The 25,048-nt window shown below is 38.5% G+C and carries 25 protein-coding genes and 1 pseudogene; 10 read left to right on the forward strand and 16 right to left on the reverse strand.

Annotation, left to right across the window (positions count from 1 at the left end; translation table 11 throughout):
- Positions 1-130: 130 nt before the first annotated feature.
- Entirely contained in the window at positions 131-532 is a 402-nt protein-coding gene (locus N784_RS03790) for an OsmC family protein (protein ID WP_036832487.1), read from the reverse strand.
- Between the two features lie 131 nt (positions 533-663).
- Here N784_RS03790 and N784_RS03795 point away from each other — a divergent pair, with 131 nt between their 5' ends.
- Together N784_RS03795 and N784_RS03800 are read left to right on the forward strand one after the other, a co-directional pair.
- Positions 664-1,842 (forward strand): MFS transporter, encoded by a 1,179-nt coding sequence (locus tag N784_RS03795; protein WP_036832490.1) that lies wholly within the window; start codon positions 664-666, stop codon positions 1,840-1,842.
- Positions 1,843-2,061: 219 nt separating this feature from the next.
- Complete coding sequence (locus tag N784_RS03800) at positions 2,062-3,978, forward strand: heavy metal translocating P-type ATPase (RefSeq protein ID WP_036832753.1); 1,917 nt, start codon at positions 2,062-2,064, stop codon at positions 3,976-3,978.
- 232 nt (positions 3,979-4,210) lie between these two features.
- Here the strand turns inward: N784_RS03800 and N784_RS17225 are convergent.
- Positions 4,211-4,334 (reverse strand): annotated as a pseudogene (locus tag N784_RS17225) (ribonuclease); the annotation flags it as partial.
- Between the two features lie 188 nt (positions 4,335-4,522).
- A complete protein-coding gene (locus tag N784_RS03810) occupies positions 4,523-4,825 on the reverse strand; it encodes a YtxH domain-containing protein (RefSeq protein WP_036832496.1) in 303 nt (100 codons plus the stop codon).
- Positions 4,826-5,297: 472 nt separating this feature from the next.
- On the opposite strand from N784_RS03810, the gene N784_RS03815 reads away from it, so the two are divergent.
- A complete protein-coding gene (locus N784_RS03815; RefSeq protein WP_036832497.1) occupies positions 5,298-6,656 on the forward strand; it encodes an alanine/glycine:cation symporter family protein in 1,359 nt (452 codons plus the stop codon).
- A gap of 118 nt (positions 6,657-6,774) precedes the next feature.
- The gene (locus N784_RS03820) at positions 6,775-7,692 is read left to right on the forward strand and encodes a BMQ_0737 family morphogenetic spore coat protein (protein ID WP_036832498.1); all 918 of its coding nucleotides are present in this window, start codon (positions 6,775-6,777) and stop codon (positions 7,690-7,692) included.
- A 225-nt stretch (positions 7,693-7,917) separates the two neighbouring features.
- Here N784_RS03820 and N784_RS03825 read toward each other — a convergent pair whose 3' ends face one another.
- Both N784_RS03825 and N784_RS03830 read right to left on the reverse strand, forming a co-directional pair.
- On the reverse strand, positions 7,918-8,484 hold the full coding sequence (locus N784_RS03825) for a hypothetical protein (RefSeq protein WP_036832499.1): 567 nt from the start codon (positions 8,482-8,484) through the stop codon (positions 7,918-7,920).
- A 28-nt stretch (positions 8,485-8,512) separates the two neighbouring features.
- The gene (locus N784_RS03830) at positions 8,513-9,205 is read right to left on the reverse strand and encodes a BMQ_0737 family morphogenetic spore coat protein (RefSeq protein ID WP_156965163.1); all 693 of its coding nucleotides are present in this window, start codon (positions 9,203-9,205) and stop codon (positions 8,513-8,515) included.
- Positions 9,206-9,444: 239 nt separating this feature from the next.
- Here N784_RS03830 and N784_RS03835 point away from each other — a divergent pair, with 239 nt between their 5' ends.
- Together N784_RS03835 and N784_RS03840 are read left to right on the forward strand one after the other, a co-directional pair.
- Positions 9,445-9,843, forward strand: a complete 399-nt coding sequence (locus N784_RS03835) for an S-Ena type endospore appendage (protein WP_036832503.1) — start codon at positions 9,445-9,447, stop codon at positions 9,841-9,843.
- A gap of 227 nt (positions 9,844-10,070) precedes the next feature.
- On the forward strand, positions 10,071-10,919 hold the full coding sequence (locus N784_RS03840) for an HAD family hydrolase (RefSeq protein ID WP_052127115.1): 849 nt from the start codon (positions 10,071-10,073) through the stop codon (positions 10,917-10,919).
- 96 nt (positions 10,920-11,015) lie between these two features.
- Here the strand turns inward: N784_RS03840 and N784_RS03845 are convergent, their stop codons facing one another.
- Together N784_RS03845 and N784_RS03850 are read right to left on the reverse strand one after the other, a co-directional pair.
- Positions 11,016-11,387, reverse strand: a complete 372-nt coding sequence (locus tag N784_RS03845; RefSeq protein ID WP_036832505.1) for a DnaJ family domain-containing protein — start codon at positions 11,385-11,387, stop codon at positions 11,016-11,018.
- Between the two features lie 3 nt (positions 11,388-11,390).
- Positions 11,391-11,843, reverse strand: coding sequence for a nucleoside deaminase (locus N784_RS03850; protein ID WP_036832507.1), 453 nt, complete (start codon positions 11,841-11,843; stop codon positions 11,391-11,393).
- A gap of 194 nt (positions 11,844-12,037) precedes the next feature.
- Here N784_RS03850 and N784_RS03855 point away from each other — a divergent pair, with 194 nt between their 5' ends.
- On the forward strand, positions 12,038-12,814 hold the full coding sequence (locus N784_RS03855) for a phosphatidate cytidylyltransferase (protein WP_036832510.1): 777 nt from the start codon (positions 12,038-12,040) through the stop codon (positions 12,812-12,814).
- A 78-nt stretch (positions 12,815-12,892) separates the two neighbouring features.
- Here N784_RS03855 and N784_RS03860 read toward each other — a convergent pair whose 3' ends face one another.
- Together N784_RS03860 and N784_RS03865 are read right to left on the reverse strand one after the other, a co-directional pair.
- On the reverse strand, positions 12,893-13,531 hold the full coding sequence (locus N784_RS03860) for an MOSC domain-containing protein (RefSeq protein ID WP_036832515.1): 639 nt from the start codon (positions 13,529-13,531) through the stop codon (positions 12,893-12,895).
- 20 nt (positions 13,532-13,551) lie between these two features.
- Entirely contained in the window at positions 13,552-14,289 is a 738-nt protein-coding gene (locus N784_RS03865) for a YkgJ family cysteine cluster protein (protein WP_036832518.1), read from the reverse strand.
- Between the two features lie 169 nt (positions 14,290-14,458).
- Between N784_RS03865 and N784_RS16180 the strand changes: the two genes are divergently transcribed.
- Together N784_RS16180 and mreBH are read left to right on the forward strand one after the other, a co-directional pair.
- Complete coding sequence (locus N784_RS16180) at positions 14,459-14,593, forward strand: YflJ family protein (RefSeq protein ID WP_084600119.1); 135 nt, start codon at positions 14,459-14,461, stop codon at positions 14,591-14,593.
- Positions 14,594-14,750: 157 nt separating this feature from the next.
- The gene (gene mreBH, locus N784_RS03870) at positions 14,751-15,758 is read left to right on the forward strand and encodes a rod-share determining protein MreBH (protein ID WP_036832521.1); all 1,008 of its coding nucleotides are present in this window, start codon (positions 14,751-14,753) and stop codon (positions 15,756-15,758) included.
- Positions 15,759-15,800: 42 nt separating this feature from the next.
- Here the strand turns inward: mreBH and N784_RS03875 are convergent, their stop codons facing one another.
- The 4 genes from N784_RS03875 to nagE all read right to left on the reverse strand — a co-directional run bounded on the left by N784_RS03875 (position 15,801) and on the right by nagE (position 20,628).
- Positions 15,801-16,526 (reverse strand): GntR family transcriptional regulator, encoded by a 726-nt coding sequence (locus N784_RS03875; protein ID WP_036832524.1) that lies wholly within the window; start codon positions 16,524-16,526, stop codon positions 15,801-15,803.
- 14 nt (positions 16,527-16,540) lie between these two features.
- Positions 16,541-17,272, reverse strand: a complete 732-nt coding sequence (gene nagB, locus N784_RS03880; RefSeq protein WP_036832527.1) for a glucosamine-6-phosphate deaminase — start codon at positions 17,270-17,272, stop codon at positions 16,541-16,543.
- Entirely contained in the window at positions 17,273-18,445 is a 1,173-nt protein-coding gene (gene nagA / locus N784_RS03885; protein ID WP_198134390.1) for an N-acetylglucosamine-6-phosphate deacetylase, read from the reverse strand.
- Positions 18,446-18,723: 278 nt separating this feature from the next.
- Positions 18,724-20,628: an N-acetylglucosamine-specific PTS transporter subunit IIBC gene (nagE, locus tag N784_RS03890; protein WP_036832534.1), complete on the reverse strand. Its 1,905-nt coding sequence runs from the start codon at positions 20,626-20,628 to the stop codon at positions 18,724-18,726.
- A 386-nt stretch (positions 20,629-21,014) separates the two neighbouring features.
- Here nagE and nhaC point away from each other — a divergent pair, with 386 nt between their 5' ends.
- Complete coding sequence (gene nhaC / locus N784_RS03895; protein ID WP_036832536.1) at positions 21,015-22,394, forward strand: Na+/H+ antiporter NhaC; 1,380 nt, start codon at positions 21,015-21,017, stop codon at positions 22,392-22,394.
- A gap of 48 nt (positions 22,395-22,442) precedes the next feature.
- Here nhaC and N784_RS03900 read toward each other — a convergent pair whose 3' ends face one another.
- From N784_RS03900 to N784_RS03910, 3 genes are all read right to left on the reverse strand, one after another.
- Complete coding sequence (locus tag N784_RS03900; protein ID WP_036832537.1) at positions 22,443-23,789, reverse strand: alanine/glycine:cation symporter family protein; 1,347 nt, start codon at positions 23,787-23,789, stop codon at positions 22,443-22,445.
- A 248-nt stretch (positions 23,790-24,037) separates the two neighbouring features.
- A complete protein-coding gene (locus N784_RS15905; protein ID WP_052127116.1) occupies positions 24,038-24,454 on the reverse strand; it encodes a hypothetical protein in 417 nt (138 codons plus the stop codon).
- Between the two features lie 82 nt (positions 24,455-24,536).
- Positions 24,537-25,037, reverse strand: coding sequence for a YobA family protein (locus N784_RS03910; protein WP_052127117.1), 501 nt, complete (start codon positions 25,035-25,037; stop codon positions 24,537-24,539).
- Positions 25,038-25,048 lie beyond the last annotated feature (11 nt).

The raw sequence follows: 25,048 nt of genomic DNA on the forward strand, positions 1-25,048 counted from the left end.
TATTGTTGTAAAATAACATTCACTTGTCCATTCTCCTACATTTTGACCGCTAAGAAAAGAACATTTTGCTGAAATATAATGACAAAAAAACGCCCTAACACAGACCTTGGTGTTAGGGTATAAAAAGTGCTTATAAACTCAATGGGATGCACTCAAGCGTTTCTTCGATTTCAATACTATTCTTAACTGATTGAACCATTGAACAATGCTTTTGAGATGTTTGTAAACTTTTGTGTAGTTTGTCTTCTTTCAGATAACGCCCTTTCACAACGAAATGTAAATGCACTTTCTCTATTCGATTCGCTTCCTCTTCATTTCTTGTCACATTCGCGGTTACGATTACATCTTCATAGGCGACACGTTGTTTATCTAAGATTTTACGAAATACAGATAAGCTACATCCCGCAATAGAAGAAACCATCAATTGATACGGGCGAAATCCATATGCTTCGTCCGCTGAAATATTCAGTTGTCCATAATTTGTTTCTGTTCGCATTCCTTCATGTTTAAGATAATACGTTAGCTGTGTCATTTGTCCCCACTCCTTTCTCTATCATTGTACCGTATAATGGTTATATACCCTTACAATAAAAAAGTATTCATTGCTATTTCTTTTCTAAATTAGTAGCATGTTATTGGATACTAGAGAATAGGATGATGCTTATGGAACGGAAGAACTTTCGCTTGATCGTATTAATTTCACTCGTTTCTATATCTGGATTTACACAAGGGATGTTACTCCCCCTTATTGCCATCATACTAGAACAAATCGGCGTGGCTTCTTCTGTAAACGGTTTGCATGCGACTAGCCTTTATATAGGTGTTCTCATTACTTCTCCCTTTATGGAAAAACCACTACGTAAATTCGGGTATAAACCCCTTATATTAATCGGGGGTCTATTGGTGATTTTCTCTCTTTCCCTCTTTCCTTTTTGGCAATCGTTAGGACTTTGGTTCATGCTTCGTATGTTTGTTGGTATCGGTGACCATATGCTTCATTTCAGCACGCAAACATGGATCACTGCATCCTCTCCAATACATAAGCGTGGCCGTAACATTGCTATTTATGGAATGTCTTTCGGATTAGGATTTACACTTGGTCCGTTAATGACGAGATTACTTGAGGTTCACCAAGCTTTGCCTTTTCTCGTCGCTTCTATATTAAGCTTGATTGTATGGTCTTTCATGTTCTTCATTCGGAACGAAATACCAGAAGAGGAAGAAACATATTCACCAACTTCAAGCTCGATGAAACGATTTGCTTCGGCATGGAAATATGCCTGGGTCGCTTTCTTACCGCCATTTGGATTCGGCTTTCTAGAAGCAAGTCTTCATAGTAGCTTTCCTGTGTATGGTATGCGGATTGGATACGATGTGAATACGTTATCATTTCTTATTCCAACCTTTGCTGCCGGAAGCTTAATTTCCCAATTACCACTAGGTATGTTAAGTGATAGAATCGGGAGAAAAAAAGTCCTTGTAACCGTAATTTTCTTAGGAATCATTTGCTTTTTCTTAGCGTCACTATTTGAGCATTCTTTAGTAGCGCTCCTCCTATTATTCACGTTAGCAGGTCTATGCGTCGGATCGATTTATTCCCTTGGCATCTCGTATATGACAGATATTTTGCCGAAACACTTGCTCCCTGCAGGCAACATCATGTGCGGGATTACGTTCAGCATTGGTAGCATCATCGGACCTTATATCGGTGGTCTGTATATCGAACAATTTCCGAACGCATCTTTTTTTCACGTTATAACCGGTATGCTTCTCCTCATCGTTGTGCCAATGATGATTAAGAAACAACCCAAGTTAGAAATGCATAAACTATCTACATCTTAATGTAGGTAGTTTTTTTATTCTCATTCATTACTTGACTTTAAATACAGACATGATATTATTATAACACATACTAATTTATAATCATTATAATTAAGAATTATTTTCAATGAGAAACCCTTTCATTACGGCTTTCTATAATAGTAATGCTCGCAATTGCAAAAGGTTTTCATTCTCAATTAAAAAGGAGGAGTTGAGAAAATGGCAACAGAAGTAAGTTCGATGCAAACAGCTAATACACATAAAAACCAACAGAATAATAAACCAACCATTATGAAACAAATGCAAGAACATGGAGAATTAATTGCAGCTTTACTAAGTGGGGTTCTTATACTTATTGCTTGGTTAAGCGAAGGTATTATAACTGAGCCAACTACTGCTGCATTGTATATTGCTGCATTTGTAATTGGTGGATTCGCAAAGGCAAAAGAAGGAATTGAAGAGACCATTAAAGACAAATCGTTAAATGTAGAAATGTTAATGATTTTTGCAGCGATTGGTTCCGCAGCGATTGGCTATTGGACAGAAGGTGCAATCTTAATCTTCATCTTTGCCATGAGTGGTGCATTAGAAACGTACACAATGAATAAAAGCCAACGAGAAATATCATCTTTAATGGACCTACAACCAGAGGAAGCCCTTCGTATTGAGAATGGTGAAGAACAACTTATACACGTATCACAACTAGAGATTGGAGATCATATTCTCGTAAAAGCCGGGGAGCGCGTTCCATCAGATGGAAAAATTATTAAAGGAGCAACTTCCTTAGATGAGTCGGCGATTACAGGTGAATCTGTACCAGTATCAAAGAACTTAGAAGCAGAAGTATTCGCTGGTACTGTTAATTTGAGCGGAAGTATTACCGTTGAGATTACTAAATCATCACAAGAAACACTATTTCAGAAAATTATTCAAATGGTACAGTCTGCACAAAGTGAAAAATCACCTTCGCAACTATTTATCGAACGCTTTGAAGGTACGTATGTGAAAATTGTTTTACTCGTTGTAGCACTCATGATGTTTGTCCCACACTTTGCCTTTGGCTGGAGCTGGCAAGATACTATCTATCGGGCGATGATTTTGCTCGTCGTAGCATCTCCTTGTGCGTTAGTCGCATCAATCATGCCAGCAACATTATCAGCTATTTCTAACGGTGCTCGAAACGGTATCCTATTTAAAGGTGGGGTTCACTTAGAAAACCTATCCCATCTAGAAGCGATTGCCTTTGATAAAACCGGTACTTTAACGAATGGGAAGCCTGTTGTAACAGATTTTTATCTCCGTGAAGGGGTTAATAAAGAAACAACACTTTCGATGATTTCTTCGATTGAACGGGAATCCAATCATCCGCTCGCTCAAGCAATCGTTCGTTTCGCAGAACAGCAAGGTAGTACAAAACGCACTCCTGTCCATCATATGACTGACGTTGCAGGTAGTGGTGTAACAGCATCAGTAAACCAACAACAATGGAAGATTGGAAAGGCAGACTTTGTTGGGAAAGAAGCAGCTAAGACGTTCGCAAACGGAATATCCGAACAATTAGCTGCAGAAGGAAAGACGTTAACTTTTATCGCAGATGAGCAAGGCATCGTAGGTTTGATTGCATTGAAGGATACCATACGTGAAGAAACGAAACAAGCGATACAATCCTTACGTCAGGCAGGCATTTATACCGTGATGATAACAGGTGACCACGAAACAACCGCTAAAGCAATTGCAAAAGAATGCGGCATCGACCATTATGTTGCAGAATGCTTACCAGAGGATAAAGTCGAGCAAGTAAAAACTCTACGTAAATCCTTTGACAATGTAGGAATGGTTGGAGATGGTATCAATGATGCACCCGCACTTGCAACAGCTAACGTCGGCGTTGCGATGGGAGAAGGTACAGATGTAGCATTAGAAACGGCAGACGTCGTACTCATGAAAAATGAATTACCTAAAATAGCGAATGCCATTAAGCTATCTGCAAAAATGAATCGCATTATTAAACAAAATGTTATCTTAAGCATCGGTGTTATTACACTATTGATCATTTCGAACTTCTTACAAGTCTTAAGTTTACCATTAGGTGTTGTCGGTCATGAAGGTAGTACTATACTCGTTATTCTAAATGGTTTACGTTTATTAAAAGCTTAACATAACAAGGGGGTTGTTCCTATAATGGAACAACCCCTTGTTTATGCACATGCGATTAATGGTAATCGTTTTGCTTATTAGCAGAGCTACTCGTCTTATTCTTCGGTGCATCTGATTTATGTTTCTTTTGATTATTATCATTTTGATTCTTTTGATTACGTTTATTGTTACTCATTGTAGGTTCCTCCTTATTATATGGATTCCCCTCTATCCTTTCCTTTACAAACTTCCTTTATGCACTCGATTTCCTCGCCCGTAGCATAGCATTGTCCCCATCCCCCATAATAATGATCATCCCGGATAGATAAAACCAAACCATCAACACGATACCCCCCAAGACGACCATATATGGGAGAATTAAGACTAAGTGTTTCATTTATTAAAATAGGGATAGGACCAATCAGAAACACCAAGAAACTCGTAAAAGAAAAATCTACAATAATAAGAAATATGCCAATTGAACTCATAATCCAGCTACCTACTATTCAGAAAATGGTTTTCCATTCAACAATAAACAACTAAACATACCCTATTCCACTATCCACTAAAGCCGCTCATCAGCTTGTCCATTTTGTTGTGAATCAGTATCTCCAAGATAACCTTCTAGTTTCGTTAACACAGACATTGCTTCTGTTGTTGTACGATCAATAGTTTGTACCGTATTTTCAAATGTCGTTCGAGCATCGCGAGCAGCTTGAGATGGATGTTTCACATATACTTGTGTTTGTGTCTTCGCTTTCTTTAAACACGATGTCGCTTGTTCGCGCGTTTCCTTGTCAAACATGGACAACGCTGCTCCTACAACTGCCCCAATCGCTATACCAGCCATTAATTTGTTCTTTCTCATCCTAATTCCTCCTATCCTAATTTCACTCTTTTTATGACCTCTAGTAAATAATTACACCACATTAACATTAACCTGTATAAGAAATATTCACTTCTTCTAGCCGAGCTCTCGTCTGCACATGCAGCTCTTCTCCATAATGCTAGTTGACCAGTTCCAGATGAATCGACTTCGATCACATGGCTACGTTCTTCTTTCGATTATAGCTTCTGCCATTAGCGAGCAGCAAATAGTACCTATACGAAAGTTATTCTCGAGATACGCAATTCTTACCTTTTAACACCTTACCCCCATTATATAGAAATATTTCTGAAACACATAATAGAAATGCCCTGCTACTAAAGAAAATTCTTGCTGGATAACGAGTAACTTCCCCTTTCATTCTTTGCCCTTTCTTAATTAACTCTTGACAATTCATTGGATATTTCAGAATATTTATATATATCAAAAAAATAAATGCTGTGGAGGGAAAAAGATGCAAGAACAATTATTAAACGTTTTACAATCAATTAGTGGGGTTATTTGGGGACTTCCACTCATGATTTTACTCGTTGGAACTGGTATTTATTTAACGATTCGTCTTGGGTTTCTACAACTTAGAACACTACCTTACGCGTTAAAGCTTGCATTTAGCCCTTCTAAACAAGATAAGGATTCTAAAGGGGATATCTCCCATTATGAGTCTTTAACAACGGCACTTGCTGCAACGATTGGAACAGGAAATATTGTCGGAGTCGCATCAGCCGTTCTCGCTGGTGGCCCTGGTGCAATTTTCTGGATGTGGATAACTGCTTTATTCGGTATGGCAACGAAATATGCCGAAGCAATACTTGCCGTAAAGTACAGAACAACAGATAAAAATGGCAATATTGCCGGTGGCCCCATGTATTACTTAGAAAGAGGTCTGAAAGCAAAATGGCTTGGGGTTTTATTTGCACTATTTGGTGCTCTTGCTGCTTTCGGTATTGGCAATATGGTACAATCCAACGCCGTTACGAGCTCCGTTCAAGCCGCTTTTAACATTCCGAAAGTTGCCACTGCTTCGATTCTCGTCATTCTGATTGGGTTAGTAATCATCGGAGGTATTAAAAGCATTGGGCGCGTCACTTCTTTCTTCGTGCCAATAATGGCTTTATTTTACATTACAGCTGGAATTATAATTATTATTCTCAACCTTGATGCAGTTGGTCCCGCCTTTTCTATGATTTTCACAGATGCATTTACAGGAAATGCAGTGGCAGGAGGTGCTATCGGTACGGTCATTCGTTGGGGGGTTGCCCGTGGGGTATTCTCGAACGAAGCAGGTCTTGGTTCTGCTCCTATCGCTGCCGCTGCCGCAAGAACCGATTATCCAGGTAGACAAGCGCTCGTGTCCATGACTCAAGTATTCATTGATACGATTCTTGTATGTACCATTACGGGATTAACTATTGTAATGGGCAATATGTACAAAGAAGACATTATTGACTCGGATTTAACGGCCCAATCATTCGGCTTTTTCTTGGGAGATCTCGGCTCTACTGTCGTTACAATTGGTCTCATTTTCTTTGCTTTCTCTACTATTATTGGTTGGTCTTATTATGGAGAAAGATGCTTTGGCTATTTGACCAATCAACGGGCCGTTCTCGCTTATAGAATCGTTTTTGTCGTTTTCGTTTTTATCGGTGGTGTTCAAGCGCTCGATGTCGCCTGGGCATTTGCAGATATTATGAATGGATTAATGGCCTTTCCGAACTTAATCGGGCTGCTAGGGCTATCTGGAGTAGTTGTTGCCGAAACACGTAACTTCATGAAGGTCATGGAAGAAGAGAAAAAGCAGAAAGCAACATCGTAGCTAGACATTAATGAGAGAACAAATGGAATTATGGAAAGACAATAGTGTTTAAAGCAGGAATGAAGCAACTAACACTTTCATAAGATAGGCAATGAGGAGGAATATAAGGAGGTTGAAAATGAGCATCGAACTTGAAAACAATCATTGCCTTGCCGTTAATAAAGTATTTGATTGGGTTCATGCAAGGAAAGACATCACGTTAAAAGAAACAATAGAGTTAAAGAAAGACTTGTTTAATAGCAATCTTTGTTTTCCATTTAATATTAAATGTAACGGAAAGCCAACTACCGTATGGAACGGACAGACGTTGAAACGAGCTATTGGCACGTTTGCGGTAACCGTGGACGAAAGTTGCCATGAAGTCATTGAAGTTATATTAAACGGAGAAGTGTTGAGCACATTAACTGGCGGACAATCCTTTAGCGCTACCATGGATGATTTAACCCACATTGAGTTAAAATGCCTTTCTAATTCGGATGAAAAAACTTTTTGTAGTGGTACTGTTGAGATTCAATTGCATTACTTAAGTAAAGAAAAGGGAAAATCTGAACGAATTGTTTGTTTCTTATCTGATCATAAAGGGAATCCTTTATCTATTGAAGACCCCCATGCAATTATTTGTGAAGAAGTAACGGACCCTAACTGCCGTGAAGAAGTAACCATAGTGGATCATAAAGAAGTGAGAAAATTAAATGAAGTGGATATTCTAAAGAAAGGCTTCATTACGGTCCATATATTAGATGAAAGGAAGAAAGTAAATGCAACATGCACGCTACCTTTCACAGAAATAGAAACATTGTTATTATGCGCTCCCCATGGAACAAGAATCAAATGTAAAACTACTGATTTCACTTGTCGAGCTTATATGTTTCCTCATGAATTCGGCAAGAAGAACTGCATCAATATTATTGTCCAAATAGGTATCTGCCAACAGATAACCGTGATTAAGAGAGAAACGTTTGAATTAGCTGGTACACTTTTGGAACCAAGAGAAGACATTGATTTATCAGTGTGTCAAATCAAAAACTCTCCTTGAATAAAAAGTAGAAACCTTTTTAGAGCATCTTCACTATTATGTGATTGAGGAAGTTCTACTTGTATGAAACAGTACGCTTCTCACATATTAACAAACGTCGAGCGAGGAAGCTCAACCAATTCATTTTGGTAGCCGATACTTTAAGTTTGAAGTTCGTATTCAATTAGAGTGCTAACAACCTGCATAGACTAGAAAAAAGGTAGAGATGCACTCTCTACCTTTTTTCTATAGGTTTATATATATATTATTTAAACTAGGGAACCTGCTTGGATTTTCGTCATAATATATTCCTCCTTCTACTTTCACACAATCGATTTTATCATCTAAATGAACCGATAATTGAAAGTTTGAAAACGCCAACTTATCTCCCGCTCCTAATTGATCATGTAAAAGAGGTCTTAGCTTATATTGTCCTGTTTCATAAGCAAGTATTTTATTATCATCATCAACGTGACACCATGCTTCCGAAAGATTAGGGGTAAACTCGTAATCCACGTGATGGTCAGAATAAATTTTTCCAGCAAATGTACTTTTGTCAACAGGAGAAATATTCATCTCAATGATTGGCTTAGTAATCTTTTTCGGACCATTATTCATGACAATAAAGGAACCAAACACCATCAATTCATTCCTTCTCTTGTAAGGAAAGATGACAGAATAGACAAAATAACTAAATACATCATTCTTCTTAGATTGAGGGGCTTTAACAGAATGCATGTCACCTTTTATCCGATTTAATTCTTTAATAATCCCTTCGATTGACTGCTCTATTTCAAAGCGTGAATATGCCAAATCAAACCACTCCTGTAGTATTTACTGTCTACCAATCCTCATCATTTTCCTCATCACATTTCCCTTCACGATTAGGGAATACATCTTTACATTCCTCTGCTTGTATACCGTCGTGACAAGCAGCAGATAAAGGTAGGATTTCTCTTGGCTCACACCGCTTTGCATCCACTTCAATCTTAACATTCGCTTGTACTTGAATACTTTGACACACTTCTAATTTCAAATCAATTTGAAATCCTTTTTCCTCATTTGTTACACACTTCTCATTAAAAGCAAAACATTGAGAAGAAGGTAAAATGGTACATACAACATCGGTTCCTTCAGGAGCACATAAGAGAAGTTGCTCAGGTGGAAATTGTATTACTTTCGTTGCACAATAATGCTCAATGCCATATCCAGGCTTCTTCCTTTTAAATGACAAAACCACTTCCACTTTCTTTATAATGGTAACGAGTTGCAATGTTTGCTTCTTTCCATCAGGCATGGTTACATAAACATCTTGTCTTGGAGATTTAGGATCCTCAAAACATTTCGAATTCGTTCGTTCCCCCGTACTTATACAACACTCTACATCAAAAAAAGGCCCTGTATCATTGGCACAAGGGTCATGGTCCCATTTCATGAATTTCCAACCATCTACCCCAACTAGCTTATCGCTTTCTTCTTTCACAACCCAATCATACACCTTCTGAGCATCTATACATTCCTTTGTTTTTTTCATACGATTAGCCGCTTTCAATGCACACTCACCTCTTCTAACTCGACGTTAGTTCTAGTGTATGATGGTATATAAACAGATATGATTCAGATATTGCTCTTCCTAAACGATTGCCATTCATGCAAATACCTTTTTTTATAAAAACACTCCATAATCAGACTTTTGCCCATTCATAAACAACACTTCAGCATACAATGCTCATGTAAGTTTGATAAAAAATTTTAAAAAGGAGTTTGATAAGTATGTCAAGTTGTAACACAGTATGTTGTCCTCCATGTATCGGATCCGGATCTACACTTAATGGAGCTGGTGATGGCGCAGAATTAATTAAAGTAAACTTATGTCAACCACTTCGAAATCTATGTGATGGTGTTACTGAAGGTACCATTTTCTTCTCTGGTAGCATTCCGGCAGTAGATGGCCTATTTACCGTTTCTAACTCTAGTGCTGACTGTACGATTAACTTACTTGTTACAGATGTAAATGGAGACGATATTGCATACACAATTCCTCCACAATCTTCTGTAGCCATTGCCGTTAACGACTTAACAAGTATCACTTACACTTGTACTGGTCCAGATCCAGCAAACTTCTGTACAGGTGCTTTTGAAGCTAACCTTCACTACTGTGTAAGCTGCTAATCCATGTTCCAAACCACCCTACAATAACAAGGGTGGTTTCATTTTTTTATGCGTATTTAATTAAGGAATTCTATACGTGTCGCGCCACTATGTTAAACATTACATAAGTACTCTCATCATAAGCGTCTAACTAGTGCTTTCTATAGCTTGTATCACTTATTACTTGAATGTCCAGGTTCTTTTCTTGATAATAAAAGAAACGCTTTGCGACTAAAGGAGTGCATATCATGAATACAATAATAGATGTCCTGAATCAAGCTAACCTTATCATCTTTGACCTAGATGGTACATTATATGAAGATACAGCTCATTTCGATTTATTTGCCACCAAACTACAAACAGAACTACCGAAAAACGTTCAAGATGCCTTTTCAAAGGATTATGAGCTGATGAAAAAAGGACAACATCCTGTTACAGTAGGCAAAGTATACAACGTACATGATGACACGCTTTGGACGTGGAATCCATTCACGGAACAGCTTTCTCACCCACAAGCTTGGGATGGTACTATATTATATAAGCATACAGAGCAACAGTTTCCCGCTCAAAAATTTGATTTAGATAAATGGGTATCGATTGGAGACGGTTGGTGGCCTTCTTACGTAATTGCTCTTCATCACGGACTAACGATGAAACAGTGCCATGAAGTCTATAATGAAACAAAAGAAGATATGGCGAAGCAGGAAGGCTGGTTAACCAAAACACCAGGTTTAATCACTTATTTACACTTTCTAAAAACAAAGAAAAAACTCGTACTTATGACCAATAGTGATGAACAAGATACGGTTCGACTGCTACAACGCTTAGGTCTTGCTAACATGTTCGACACCATTATTCCCTCTGCGGTCAAGCCTAATCACACGAAACAACACTATACTGAACTAATGAACAAATATAATGCCAATCCAGAAAAAGTTGTTTCTGTAGGTGATAATTTCATGAATGAGGTTGCACCAGCATTACAACTTGGTATGCACGCCATATGGCTTACAGCTGATGTATCACCCCAAACACATGATAATCTATGGCCTGTACAATCTTTAACAGAAATGATGCCTTCATGGGTATTAAGATAAAACGTTAAGATGTTAAATTTCATCAAAAATGATTGTAGCTTAGAAGAAAGCCAGTGCATACGCATGCACTGGCTTTCTTTACTTTATCCACTTTCACTATCCCATTCGTCTATGAATAGAAGTTCGATATTGACGATAAGCCGAAGAGTGCGACAGCTTGCGTTTTTCCATTAAAGATTGAAACCGAATTGTTTTCTCATTCCATTCTTTCCGATAATTTTTAAGCAATTCATCATCTGTGCATTGTGCTATTAGTTCTTCTATAGTCGCCAATTCCTTCTTTATTTGCATTTCTTCCGGCAACATATTAGCATTTTTCAGTATAGTATAGCTCATCCGTAAATCTTCAGGAACCGCATTCATTTTGGATAAATCTAACGGTTTCCCTTTGCCAGGTAAGTTATCAAATTCCCCATTTCGCTCCGCTTCTTTAATACGTTCTTCTGCCATTCGGAAAGAAAAATCCATCCTCTATTCCCCTTTCATTTGTTGAAACAGCTTCATCGGATCTTCTGGATGACTAGTTGGTACGTGCACCATATGGATGTGCCATTGCGCACTTTCTTTTGCTAAATCGGAGTATATTTGTTTAGACGTACCTAATCCTACTGTTTCTGCTTCTTCTAGTGTTTGAGCATAGTACACATTCCGAATTCCAACGAAATACATAGCCGCTAAACACATGGGACAAGGCATACCACTGGCATACATCGTACATGCACTTAAATCATCGGTTTGCAACTTGTGCTGCGCCTTCCTAACAGCCTCTATTTCTGCATGCGTCGTCACATCATAACATCGATGATGCAAATTCACTCCAGTGGAAATCACTTCTCCCTCAAGAACCAATACAGCACCAAATGGACTTCCACCTTGCTGCACATTTTCAACAGCTAATTCCATGGCATAATATAAATAATTCATTCTGCTAACCACCTTTTCTTCTCCATATAGTTACACCTTCACCTCAGTATGTTACGATTAACCTTTCGAATATTCTCACAAAAAAATGGATTTAAAATTGAAATTACACCTCTGTGTGCATTATGATTATCATAGCCTAACATATATTACAAAACGATGACATGTAAGATTCATTTAATTAAGGATGTGTACAAATGAAGCAACGTATATTAATGGGAATTGTGATGGCCATTATATTTTTAATTCCCTTCTATATTGGTGGAGATGTCTTTACTTACTTCTCCCTAATTTTAGCCTTAATGGTGTTCTATGAGTATTCTACCATCATTAACATCCGCCGATTCGGTACGAAATTCTTCGTTGGCGCAATTGGTGTTATATTACTATTCTCACCGCTCCTTTTTGAGAAGAATGCTGATTTTCAAATTAGCTCCCTACTTGCACTGGTTGTATTTTTTATTACCGCTACTGTATTTAACAAAGGATTTTCCATCGAAAAAGCGGGTACAGTTCTCATCGGCGTGTTATATTTCGGATTCGGCTTCAGTTCCATGGCTGAAGCTCATATAGAAAAAGGACTAGCATGGACCTTTGTTGTCATTTTAACAATATGGGCGACAGATTCTGGCGCTTACTTTATTGGCAAGAAGTTTGGCAAACGAAAGCTAGCCAAAACCATTAGCCCTAATAAAACAATTGAAGGCTCTCTAGGTGGTATGATGACCGCAATTGCTATAGCTTTGCTCTTACAACTATCATTAAACGCCTACGAAAACTATCTTGAAGCCATCTCCATCACATTACTTGTATCCATTGCCGCACAAATTGGTGATCTAGTCGAATCAGGATTAAAACGTCACTACGGTGTAAAAGACTCTGGCAAGATTCTACCAGGTCACGGTGGTGTTATGGACCGAATGGATAGTTGGATATTCGTCTTCATCGGATTGAAACTAATAGGTATTGTATAACTAAACACACCCCCAGTTACTAAATACATACTGGGGGCCTCCAAAAGAATTAATTGAATATCGCTGATAAATTGCCACTTATGCGAAGGATGCTAAGCTGTTGCGCAAATCCTCAGCTAACCCTTCAGTTTTTATAGCCTGTTTCAACGCAGCTTTATCTTTTCGATTTTTATATAACAATCGATTGATCTCTGCAACCGAAATGCTCTTATTGCTCCTGATTCGTTTCATTGTGTCGTGCATAGAAACATGTCCCTCTTGCAATACCCGCATGTAATAACCTGTAAAACCAGATTGCACGACTTGTTTCATTAAGTCTTTCACATTGTGCACAAAGGAAATACGCGCGCACGGTTTACGAGGCTGGTTAACTTGTACGATAGCTTCTCCCCATTGAAACACATCACCGATAAAAACCGTTTCCTCATCAAGCGTATCCACTGTTACATTTTCTCCGAATGCTGGAATATGCATTTCTTTGCCTACTTGCTTCTCCCAATAGGCATAATGCTTAAACGGATAAACACAAACAGCTTTCTCGGCACCACCATGATGCTTCGTAACTGCTTGCCCATCACCAACTAAACCTTGAGACGTTAGAAAAACAGTTTGCTTTGTAGGCGTCTTTAAGAAACTCGTCCATTGCTCTTCTCCATGGCGAATCACTGCCTTAGGCTCACCAATCTGCATGGAAATAATCTTATATGCCTCTTTCATCCTACTCCCCTCCTTATGCGCTATGCCTTCCCCCAATCCTTTAACCAATTAGCTAAGTAATTATAGTTCCATACATCAGACGGATAATCTACATACATTTCTTCTCCACCCTCATATAACTCTTGTAAAATTTCATTTAACCCTCCCATATAAAATTCATACAGAAATTCATAGCTAATCGTTTCTTTTGGCATATGTGTATGAGCACAAACTTGTGGATCAACGTAATTGACATACGTACGACACGGAATTGGCCTAACTTCATATGCAATACACTGATTCGTATGTGTGTCTAAAAACGGACAAGGCACTTGGTGCGCAATATATTTTTGTTTGAAATCTGGATCATTCTCTCGATCAATGGATGTCACTTTCTCTACTTCTTTTGCATATGTTTTAAAGTATTGTTGTAGATGGCTTTTTACCCGTTGTTGTCGCTGCTCCGGCCACGTACTCATAATGCTCATCATAGATTTGGCTTCCATCTCCGTTATAATAATAGGAAAATAGCAACAATACGCACACCCCATAAAGCAAGTAGGTTTAACGTCCATGAAGCTTTCCATTTTCGCCATTTCTCGATTAACTTGCTCTAACATTTGTCGAAACCCTTCCATCACAACTTCATTTGCTGATAAATCACTCGCTAACAACTGATCGACAATCGTAGCGAAATATTCTTCATTTATTTCATATTGTGTATTTAACAATTCAATTCTTTGCAGTAACGTTCCATACGATATATAAGCTTGTGTCACTTTCTTCACTCCCTTCCATCATCTTAACAGGTAAATCCAAAAAAAAGATATAGCAACAGAAAAATATTTTACAAATACCTTCCCCTCGGCTAAAATAGATGATACAATGGCAGTCGATGACTAATGCACTTACACAAGCTTGTGAGGTATATATGAAAGGATGATAGGTATGCATATCGGAAGTAAAGGTTGGTACGTGAACGAGCTTAAAAAGCTTGGCATGAGCCGTTATGAAGGACGTAAATTAGAAAGCTACAAGAGACACATTCTTGCAAACCTATACTTTGAACGCGCTGAGAAGTAATAGGCTTGTAAAAAGTAGGAAGCCTAAGCTTCCTACTTTTTTTAATGCTTGCGCTAATGCGCATAGGTTTATTTCCCATCTCTATCACCCCCATAAATATCACATCACAGTAGAATAACTATATTTAGAACCTACAATTAGTGGAGGAAGTACAAATATGTTTACATCAGCAGAAATCGGTATCGACTTAGGTACCGCGAATATTCTTATATATGCCAAAAATAAAGGTGTCGTCTTAAACGAGCCTTCTGTCGTTGCAATCGACATTAACACGAAAGAAGTCCTTGCTGTCGGTCATGAAGCTAAGCAAATGATTGGTAAAACACCACGAAACGTTGTGCCCATTCGCCCCTTAAAAGAAGGAGTCATTGCAGATTACGACATTACAGCACAAATGCTCAAAGAAATGCTCAAGAAAGTGAGTAAAACGCTCGGCAGCTCCATGCGAAAGCCGAGTGTGGTAATCTGTACTCCATCAGGGTCAACAACGGTAGAGCGCCGCGCCATTCACAACGCTGTAAAAAGCTATGGCGCTAAAGTCGTTCACTTAATCGAAGAACCTGTTGCAGCAGCTATTGGTGCAGACTTACCAGTAAGTGAACCTGTATCCAATGTTATTTTAGACATTGGCGGTGGCACGAGTGAAGTTGCGATTATTTCCTTTGGTGGCGTAGTTTCTTGTCGCTCCATTCGAAATGGTGGAGACAAAATGGACGAGGAAATTATTCATTTCGTTCGCAAGCATTACAACGTACTCATCGGTGAAAAAACAGCAGAATCCATTAAAATGGAAATCGGCTATGCTTTAATTGATCACGAAGAAGAAACGATGGAGGTACGTGGTCGTGATTTAGTAACTGGTTTACCTAAAACGATTACGATTACATCAACCGAAATCCAATCAGCAATTCGTGAAACACTTGAGAATGTACTTGAAACGGTACGCGCTACATTAGAAGATTGTCCTCCTGAATTAAGCGGTGATATTGTTGATAACGGTGTCGTCATAACTGGAGGTGGCTCCTTGTTAAAAGGAATGCAAGAATGGTTAAGTAACGAAATATTTGTCCCTGTACATCTTGCACCAAATCCGTTAGAATCCGTTGCAATCGGAACAGGCCGATCACTTAAAATGATTCAAAAACTACAAAAAGTATCGAAATAACGAAAGCTCCCAGCAATGCAACTAGCTGGGAGCTTCTTTCTTTTATCCACGATGAATTTCATTGATTAACTTATAGCGATCACCGCGATAAGATGAACGTACCGCTTCAAATGGCGTTCCATCCACAAAGGAAGCAACGCGTTCTATTACTAATAACGGTGAACCTTCTTCGATATTTAATAACTCCGATGCTTCTGTATCAGCAACTGTTGCTTCGATAACTTGTTCCGCTTTCCCAATTTCCAATCCTTGCTCTTGTTCCATATAGTGATATAGAGAACTGCTAGCAATTTCTTTATTGAATTTTGGAGCCAAACACTTAGGTAGAAAAGAATGTTCTATTGAAATAGGTTCTTCATCAGCATATCGAAGCCTTTTCATCACATATACTTCCTCATTCGCTTCAATTTGTAACTTCTGAGCAATATCTTTACTAGCAGAAACCGTTTCAAGAAAAAGCACCTTTGAACTAGGGTTCATTCCACGCTCTCGCATTTCTTCCGTGAAACCAACAAGTCCTTGAAGTTTTCGCTCCATTTTGTGCTCAGCGACAAAGGTTCCTTTTCCTTTTTTACGGTGCAATATTCCTTCACTTACCATATTAGTGATTGCTTGGCGCACCGTCATTCTACTTACTTCAAACGCTTCTGCTAACTCCCGCTCGGAAGGGATCATATCACCTGCCATAAACTCTTCCGTTTGAATACGTTGTTTCAATTGTTCTTCAATTTGATGATAAATAGGTACAGGTGATTGTTTATCGAGCATGTTGATCTCTCCTCTTACTTATTTACTAACTGATACGCCAATGGATCGACAACAATCGTGACATCTTCATGTTGATGTAAAACAGATGCTGGAAGTGCTTCGGTAACTTCACCTGATAACAATTGTTCTATTACAGGTGCTTTACTTTCACCAGATGCAAGTAAAATGATCTTCTTGCTCTTTAAAATGGATTGAATCCCCATTGTGACTGCTTCTCGCGGCACTTCTTCCATCGTATCAAAGAATCGAGCATTTGCCTCAATCGTTGATTCTGTTAATGGAACAATACTTGTTTTACCAGTAAATGAACTGCCTGGCTCATTAAAACCAATATGACCATTAACCCCAATACCGAGTATTTGTAAATCAACAGGACCTATCGTGTCTATTACTTGTTCATATCGTTGACACTCTTCTTCTAAATTTGTTGCCACACCATTTGGAATATGCGTATTTTGTTCTTCTATATTCACATGATTAAACAATTGTTCCTGCATAAACACATGATAGCTTTGAGGATGATCATTGGATAAGCCGATGTATTCATCAAGATTAATGGTAGAAATCTTCGAGAAATCGACTTCCTTTCTCTTATATGCTTCCACTAATTCTTTATATGTCCCTACGGGTGTACTACCAGTAGCTAAACCGATTACACTGGATGGCTTATCCTTTATTTGTTCTTGAATACATTGTGCTACATAGTTACTTAATGCTTCATAATTTTCCTTCACAACAATTTCCATCTATAATTTCCCCTTTTCAAAACTGATTATTCCTTTACAAATGGTCATCTCTATTTGTAATTCCTTATCAACCAAAACGATGTCAGCATCTTTTCCAGGTGTAATGCTTCCTTTCCGATCATATACACCTATTTGCTTCGCTGCATTCACCGACGTCAATTTCACTAATTCGTCCCATTCAAGACTAGTTATTTGCCGCATATTTTTAGCAGCTTGTTGTAAGGTAACGATACTTCCTGCTAACGTACCATCACTTAATCGTGCTTCCTTTCCTTCCACATTCACTTGTTGTCCACCTAACGTATAGGTTCCTTCAGGTAAGCATTTCGCTCTCATAGCGTCGGTAATTAATATCGTTTTGTCAGGTCCTTTATTGGCATATGCAAGACGAACCGCTTCTGGATGAACGTGCACACCATCAACGATCATTTCCGCTATAAGCTTAGGGTTTAAAAATGTAGCACCAATAACTCCAGGCTCGCGGTGGTGTAATCCTCTCATTTGATTAAATAAATGTGTAACATGTCTAGCTCCACTTTGCACGGCCTTGGTCACTTCTTCATATGTAGCATCACTATGACCGATGGAAGCGACAACACCTTGATTTGTAATGTGCTCAATGAATGAAAGTCCGCCTTCTACTTCAGGAGCTAACGTAACTAACCGAATCGCGTTACCACTTTTCCTTTGCCATTTATCAAATAAATCTGGATTGGGTGTGAGGATGTGCTGAATAGGTTGAGCACCGGCTTTATCCTTCGAAATAAACGGCCCTTCTAAGTGAATACCAAGCACTTCTGCTCGACCTTTCGCTGATTGATGTGTCATGTAACGTTCTACATTGATTACTGCTTCTTCAATTTCATTAGCTTCTTGTGTCATCGTAGTAGCTAAATAACTCGTCGTTCCTTCACGAGGCAGTGCGCTACTAAGCCCTTCTAATGCTTCTAAACTAGCATCCATTACATCGTAACCATTTGCACCATGTATGTGAACATCTATGAACCCTGGTAATAAAATGATTTGCTGATTTGTTCCGTCAAATAGAACGTCAGCTTCCTGATCTTCCACATTTCCTACTTCTACTATTTTCCCATTTTGTATTAGCACATTTCCATCCATTATCGTCCCATTTTCTAGAACAATAGATACATGTTTAATTATACGTTTCATTATTGCATTCTCCCCTCGGTTCTTAGTAGCCTACTTCACCTGAAAACGCATATTACTTCCCATTATTATCTACCTGATTTTTGAAATCAATAAAGAGATTGTAAAGATTTCATTTTCTCTCTTCTTTATATTCATTTCAACAGGAAACATCCTACTAATATCAGTACATCCCTCCTAATAAGGTTTGCTTCAGTAGATGTTATCATATAGTATAAATGTATCACCTTAATGTATAGTTGTCTATACCAACGAATAAAAGGGGGTCATTTACTCCCCCCTTATTGAATAGATATTATGTTGTTAGTTCCCTTGCTTTGGACTCCTGTTTGTAGAAGTTCTAAACTTTCTTCTTCTAGATTAGTAAATACGACCGGTGTAATTACAGAAGGAGCATTTTCTTTAATGTAAGGAAGATTTACATCAATTAAAGGTGTACCCTTTTTAATAGCCTGTCCTTCCTCAACTAATGAAGTAAACCCTTCTCCTTTCAACTTGACTGTATCTAACCCAATATGAATTAATATTTCTACTCCAGTATTCGTTTCCAATCCGATTGCATGCTTAGTTGGAAAGATATTAAGAACTTTACCATCTATCGGTGAATGGAATGTACTTCCTGTTGGGTTGATCGCAAAGCCAGGCCCCATCATTTTCTTAGCAAATACTTGATCAGGAACTTCAGTTAACGGCATAATATCGCCATCAATTGGAGAAACAAAATCATTTCCACCCAACTCTTTCTTACCGCTACTCTTCTGTTCCTTAGCGCTCTCCTCGTGAAGAGATTCTGGCTTCCTCACAACTCCTGACTCCATCATTTGCTTCATTTCATCAGCTAAAAATTCCACAGTAGTACCAACAATAACTTGTAAATTTCTTTTTCCTATTTTCACAACACCACGAGCACCTTGTCGAGTAAGCTCTTTTTCATTTATTTTATTCCGATCAACTAACTCTAATCGTAATCGAGTCGTGCAATAATCCAGAGTTTGGATGTTATCGACTCCTCCTAGCGCTTCTACATAATAATAGGCTTTCTCATCATAATCCTTGCTATCACTACTGCTTTCAATCTCTTCTTCCTCATCTTCTCGTCCTGGTGTTTTTAAATCCAGTTTAATAATTAACGTATAGAAAACGAAGAAATAAATAACCGCCATAACTAAACCAACGATTAATAACGTAAATGGATTTTCTGCTAACGAAAAGTTCAACACAAAGTCTATAGCACCAGCTGAGAATCCAAACCCGTGACGAACATCAAATACAAAAGCTAGCACCATTGAAACCCCAGTTAAAATAGCGTGAACAGCATACAATAAAGGCGATAAGAACATAAAAGAAAACTCTATAGGTTCTGTCACACCAGTTAAAAATGCAGTAAATCCAATACTAAATAACATACCACCGACAATGGCTTTCTTATTCTCCTTCGCGGCAGCATACATAGCTAAGCAAGCCGCTGGTAATCCAAACATCATAACTGGGTAAAAACCAGCTAAGAAATAACCTGCCGACTCATCCCCATTTAAGAAACGATTAATTTCTCCACGAACGATATCACCAGCTTCATTCGTGAACGAACCAAAATCAAACCAAATCAATGTATTCATAACGTGATGTAAACCAATTGGAATAAGCAAACGATTTAAGAAACCGTATACCCCTACTCCAACAGCACCACTTCCTAAAATCCAATTCCCTACAGAATCAATACCACTTTGAGCTACTGGCCAAACAATGCCCAACACGAAAGCTGCTCCTATCATCGTAAGTGATGTAATAATAGGAACGAAACGCTTTCCTCCAAAGAATGCTAAGTAGTCTGGTAGTTTAATATTATGAAAACGATTGTACAAAAGACCACCAGCAATACCAGCTATAATTCCGCCAAATACCCCCATATCAAGATCAGCATTAATTTCACTTAAACCTTCTGTTAACACAAGGTAACCAATTGCACCTGATAAAGCAGCCGCACCATTACCATCACGGGACAGCCCTATCGCAATACCAATTGCAAAAATAATGGCAAGATTCGTCAATATACCATTTCCAGCTGCAGTAATAAATGGCAGGTTGAACATATCTTCCATTCCTAGACGCACTAACAACGCTGCAGCTGGGAGAGTCGCAATTGGTAGCATAAGCGACTTCCCTATCCGCTGTAAGAAATTAAGCATCATGAATTCCTCCTAAATAATTAAAGTAGTTGTGAAACGGCTTACAATGCAACTATACCATCTCAAAGTATAGTTGTCTATACCAATAAGTAATGATGTATATTTTATCAATAAATGAGATATTTCACTTTTTTCAACCATTTAAACAGGTGGAACAGAACTCTATTTTTTAGCAGTTATATGAAATGGAGCATTGGGTAACACATGCTACTAAACCTAGCGTACTACCTTATTTAATTAAGGGATAAACCTTTATTTATCAAATTAAATTTAGTATAGTTGACTAATTATAGATACCATATTAAAATATTTTAGTAGACAAAAGCATAAAAGCGTAAAAGCACTAAAGTTTATTGCGAGTATTATACAAAGGAAGGGTGTACATCATGCATAGGCAACCACGATTTATCGTTGCCCTTTTACCACTAATATCACTAGTAATTGTTGCTGCATTATCCATCATGGTTTGGAACGTATCGATGTTCTTACCGTTAATGGTCGGAGTCATAGCGACGTGTATATTAGGCGTTACCCACGGTTATACTTGGGATGAAATGCAGCAATTTATGAAAGATGGTGTTTCAAGAGCACTACCAGCTGTCTTTATTTTATTTATTATTGGAACAATTGTTGGCGCTTGGATGCTAAGCGGAACAATTCCAACCATTATTTATTACGGGTTAGAATTCATCAAACCTAGTGTTTTTCTTCCTACTGTTGCTATTACAACAGGTGTTGTTGCTATATCATTAGGAAGTTCCTTTACTGCTATTGCAACAGTTGGACTAGCATTTATGGCCATCGGCACTGGTATGGGATTCCCACCAGCGCATACAGTTGGCGCCATCGTGTCAGGAGCTTTCTTTGGCGACAAAATATCACCATTGTCAGATACAACAAACGTAGCTCCTGCAATGGTTGGAGTTAAATTATTTGATCACGTCCGCCACATGCTTTGGGATACAATACCAGCCTTCGCTATTTCTCTTATTTTATTTTGGCTATTAGGTCGGAATGTAACTGCTGATGTGACAAACACAGAGAAAATGAATGAACTAGCTGATGGATTACTGCAAACCTTTACCATTCATCCTGCTTTATTACTATTACCAATCATTACGATTTTATTAATCTTGAAACGCTACCCTGCAATTCCTTCTTTGGTTATTGTAAGTACTCTTGGCGGGATCGTAGCAATTATCGTACAAGGTAATAGCGTAGGTGACGTCATGAACGCTATGACGAGTGGCTATCAAGGAAACACCGACTCAGAGACGTTAAATACTCTACTTAGCCGTGGAGGCATTACGTCGATGTTAAACACAATCGGATTAATTATTATCGCTACAGCTCTAGGTGGCGTATTAGAAGGAACTCAAGTCTTCACTACTCTACTAGAGAAGTTAATTGCAAAAATAAAAAGTACTGGCTCTCTTATTTTAACAACAGTACTTTCTACATTAGTTGTCGCATATTCTAGTGGTGAACAATTCATGTCGATTATTTTACCATCACGCGCGTTAGTAGATACGTATCATGAAAAAGGGATAGACCCGAAGAACTTATCCCGTTCCGTTGAAGCAGCAGGAACTGTCGGAATTAACCTTGTACCATGGGGTGTGACCGCTGTATTCGTTAGTGAAGTACTTCAAGTAAGCCCATATAACTTTATTCCATTCATTTTCTTCGCCTATTTAGTTATTGCGTTTAATGTGTTCTATGGTTTTACTGGATTTACCATCACCAAACTACCTAATTCTAAATAAAAATAAAAAAAGCCTGTGTTCTATTTTTAAAGGACACAGGCTTTCTTACTATTTAAGCTCATTTCGATATTGCTTCCACTCTTTTTTCACAACGAAAGTAAGAGCTAACACAGCAATAATATTTGGAATTACCATAAAGGCGTTAAACGTATCAGCCACTTCCCAAATAAGTTCTACTTGCACTAAAGCTCCTAATACGATACAAATCAATACCAGCCAGCGATAAATTGGAACAGCACTTTCCCCAAACAAGAAGCGAACATTAACTTCACCAAAGTAAGCCCAACCTAAAATGGTCGTAAACGCAAAGAACAACAAACATATAGCAATAAACGGCGTTCCGAATTCTCCTAATCCTCTCGCAAAACCTTCTTGTGTTATAGCACTTCCTTGTAAATCGGTTTGATGGGCATCGGTAACTAATATCACCAACGCCGTTAATGTACAAATGACAACCGTATCAATAAATACCCCCACCATAGCTACTAGACCTTGCTGGGCTGGATAATGCACATTGGCTGTGGCATGAGCATGAGGAGTGGAACCCATCCCAGCTTCATTAGAAAACAGCCCACGAGCAATACCGTAGCGAATGGCTTCTTTGACGGTTGCTCCAAGAACACCGCCAGCTGCCGATTGCGGAGTAAATGCCGCCTCAATGATTAGTGCAAATGTAGAGAACACTTCATCCGCATGAGACATTAAAATAATTAAACTCCCAACAATATACAACAGAGCCATTACAGGAACTACATTACCTGCGAACGTGGAAATACGTTTAATTCCCCCCAACAATATCAAACCAATGAATAGTGCAATCCCAATTCCCAATCCTAACCTAAATAAATTATGATCTACTTGAAACGTTTCAACAAAAGCAACCGTAATTGCATTGGACTGAACCATATTCCCAATAAAACCAAGAGCAAATATAATAGCAATGGCAAAAAAACTAGCTAACCAACGACTCCCTAATCCTTCTTTTATGTAGTAGGCTGGACCGCCAACATAATGATCTCCCTTCTTCACCCGATACACTTGCGCTAATACACCTTCAGCAAAAATAGTTGCCATCCCGAAGAAAGAACTAACCCACATCCAGAAAATTGCCCCAGGACCTCCGGCTGCAATCGCCGTGGCAACGCCAGCTAAATTACCTGTCCCAACTTGAGCGGATATGGATGTAGCTAGCGCTTTAAAAGAATTAATACCATCGCCTTTGTTTTTCTTAAACAACGGAGCAAATGTGTGCTTAAACGCCTTCCCCATATAACGAACTTGAACGAAGCCGAGTTGCCATGTCAACCATATGCCAGCACCTAACAATAGCAAAATCATCGGAACTCCCCATAAGAAAGCATTGATCCGTTCAAATAGTTCCAATACGTTATCCACTTGCAAACCCTCACTTCACTAATGTATTGATATAATGTACTAAAATATGATCCCATGCCTTGTTTCTCTCTTGCAAATATCACGAGAGAAAACATGAACAAAATATAATTTTATTTGTTTATTGTACGTGATTAGCGCGGCATTTGCAATGTTACATTCTTACATCGTTCGTATCACAAGCAAAATCATAATACTACTAGAAAAAGCAAAAGCCCCGCTGTTTATAGCGAGACTTAAAATAATGAATTTTAATAGAAGTATGGAAAGAAGAAGCTGCGAATTCCAAAGAACGGAAAGCGATAACGACGGAACCGGCGGAATCGACGAGGGTATCCATAACCATATCCCCACCCTGGACCATAACCATATCCATAACCAAACTGACGATTTTGTGAACCTTCCATTTCTTCTTCTTCGTCACCAGCAGGCATTAACATGTATACATGATTATCATCCATATCTTCAATAATACCTTCATATTGCTTGCCATCATTCATTTCAATGATAACCATATAATACATATGTTGATGACAATAATCTTTCCATTGTTGTTTATTATCTTGGTGAGGATTGACATGGTAACCATTCATGGACATAGACGTTTGCCCATTTTCTGGCATACTATTCCCGTAAGACAGATGCATTTGGTTCGGCTGTTGATACATAAACATTTCTCCCCTTTAGTTATAAATGAGTCAATGTTAGTGTATTCAACTTGTAGGTATTTGTTACGGTGTAAAGACATATTCACGAAAGGTGATCGTCTATCATTATCTCGTACTCCTTTCTAGTCATTGTCTCTATAAAGGAAATATTCCATTGATCTTGCTTAGCTTCATAAGTAATTGATTGGACCGCGTACATACTAAACGAACTAGTATGACTGGACTCAAGCGCTAATCCTAACGCCTCTGCTTCGGTTAAATCAGCACCTTCAGGCATTGTTGACGGAACAATGTTAATCTCCTTAGCCTTTCCATGCCCTGGATATGATTCCGCTATTCCTTCATAAAACCATACTTGCACTTTCTCCCCTTCTGGAACTTCCGCTTCACTTCCACTTACCCAGACAGCATTATAAAATTCGCTCACACCACCGGTTTCACTATAATCAATTGGTGTATCAGACACAACAAGAAAATTATTATCTTGTCTATCCATTACATAACCGGTTAAATCAGGTGATTCTTTTGCAATACCGCACCCTGTTAAGAGGCTAAAGACAAATACGAGTATAACGTACTTCAATTAACCACTCC

This window comes from Pontibacillus litoralis JSM 072002, assembly GCF_000775615.1.
Classification (GTDB): Bacteria; Bacillota; Bacilli; order Bacillales; family BH030062; genus Pontibacillus; species Pontibacillus litoralis.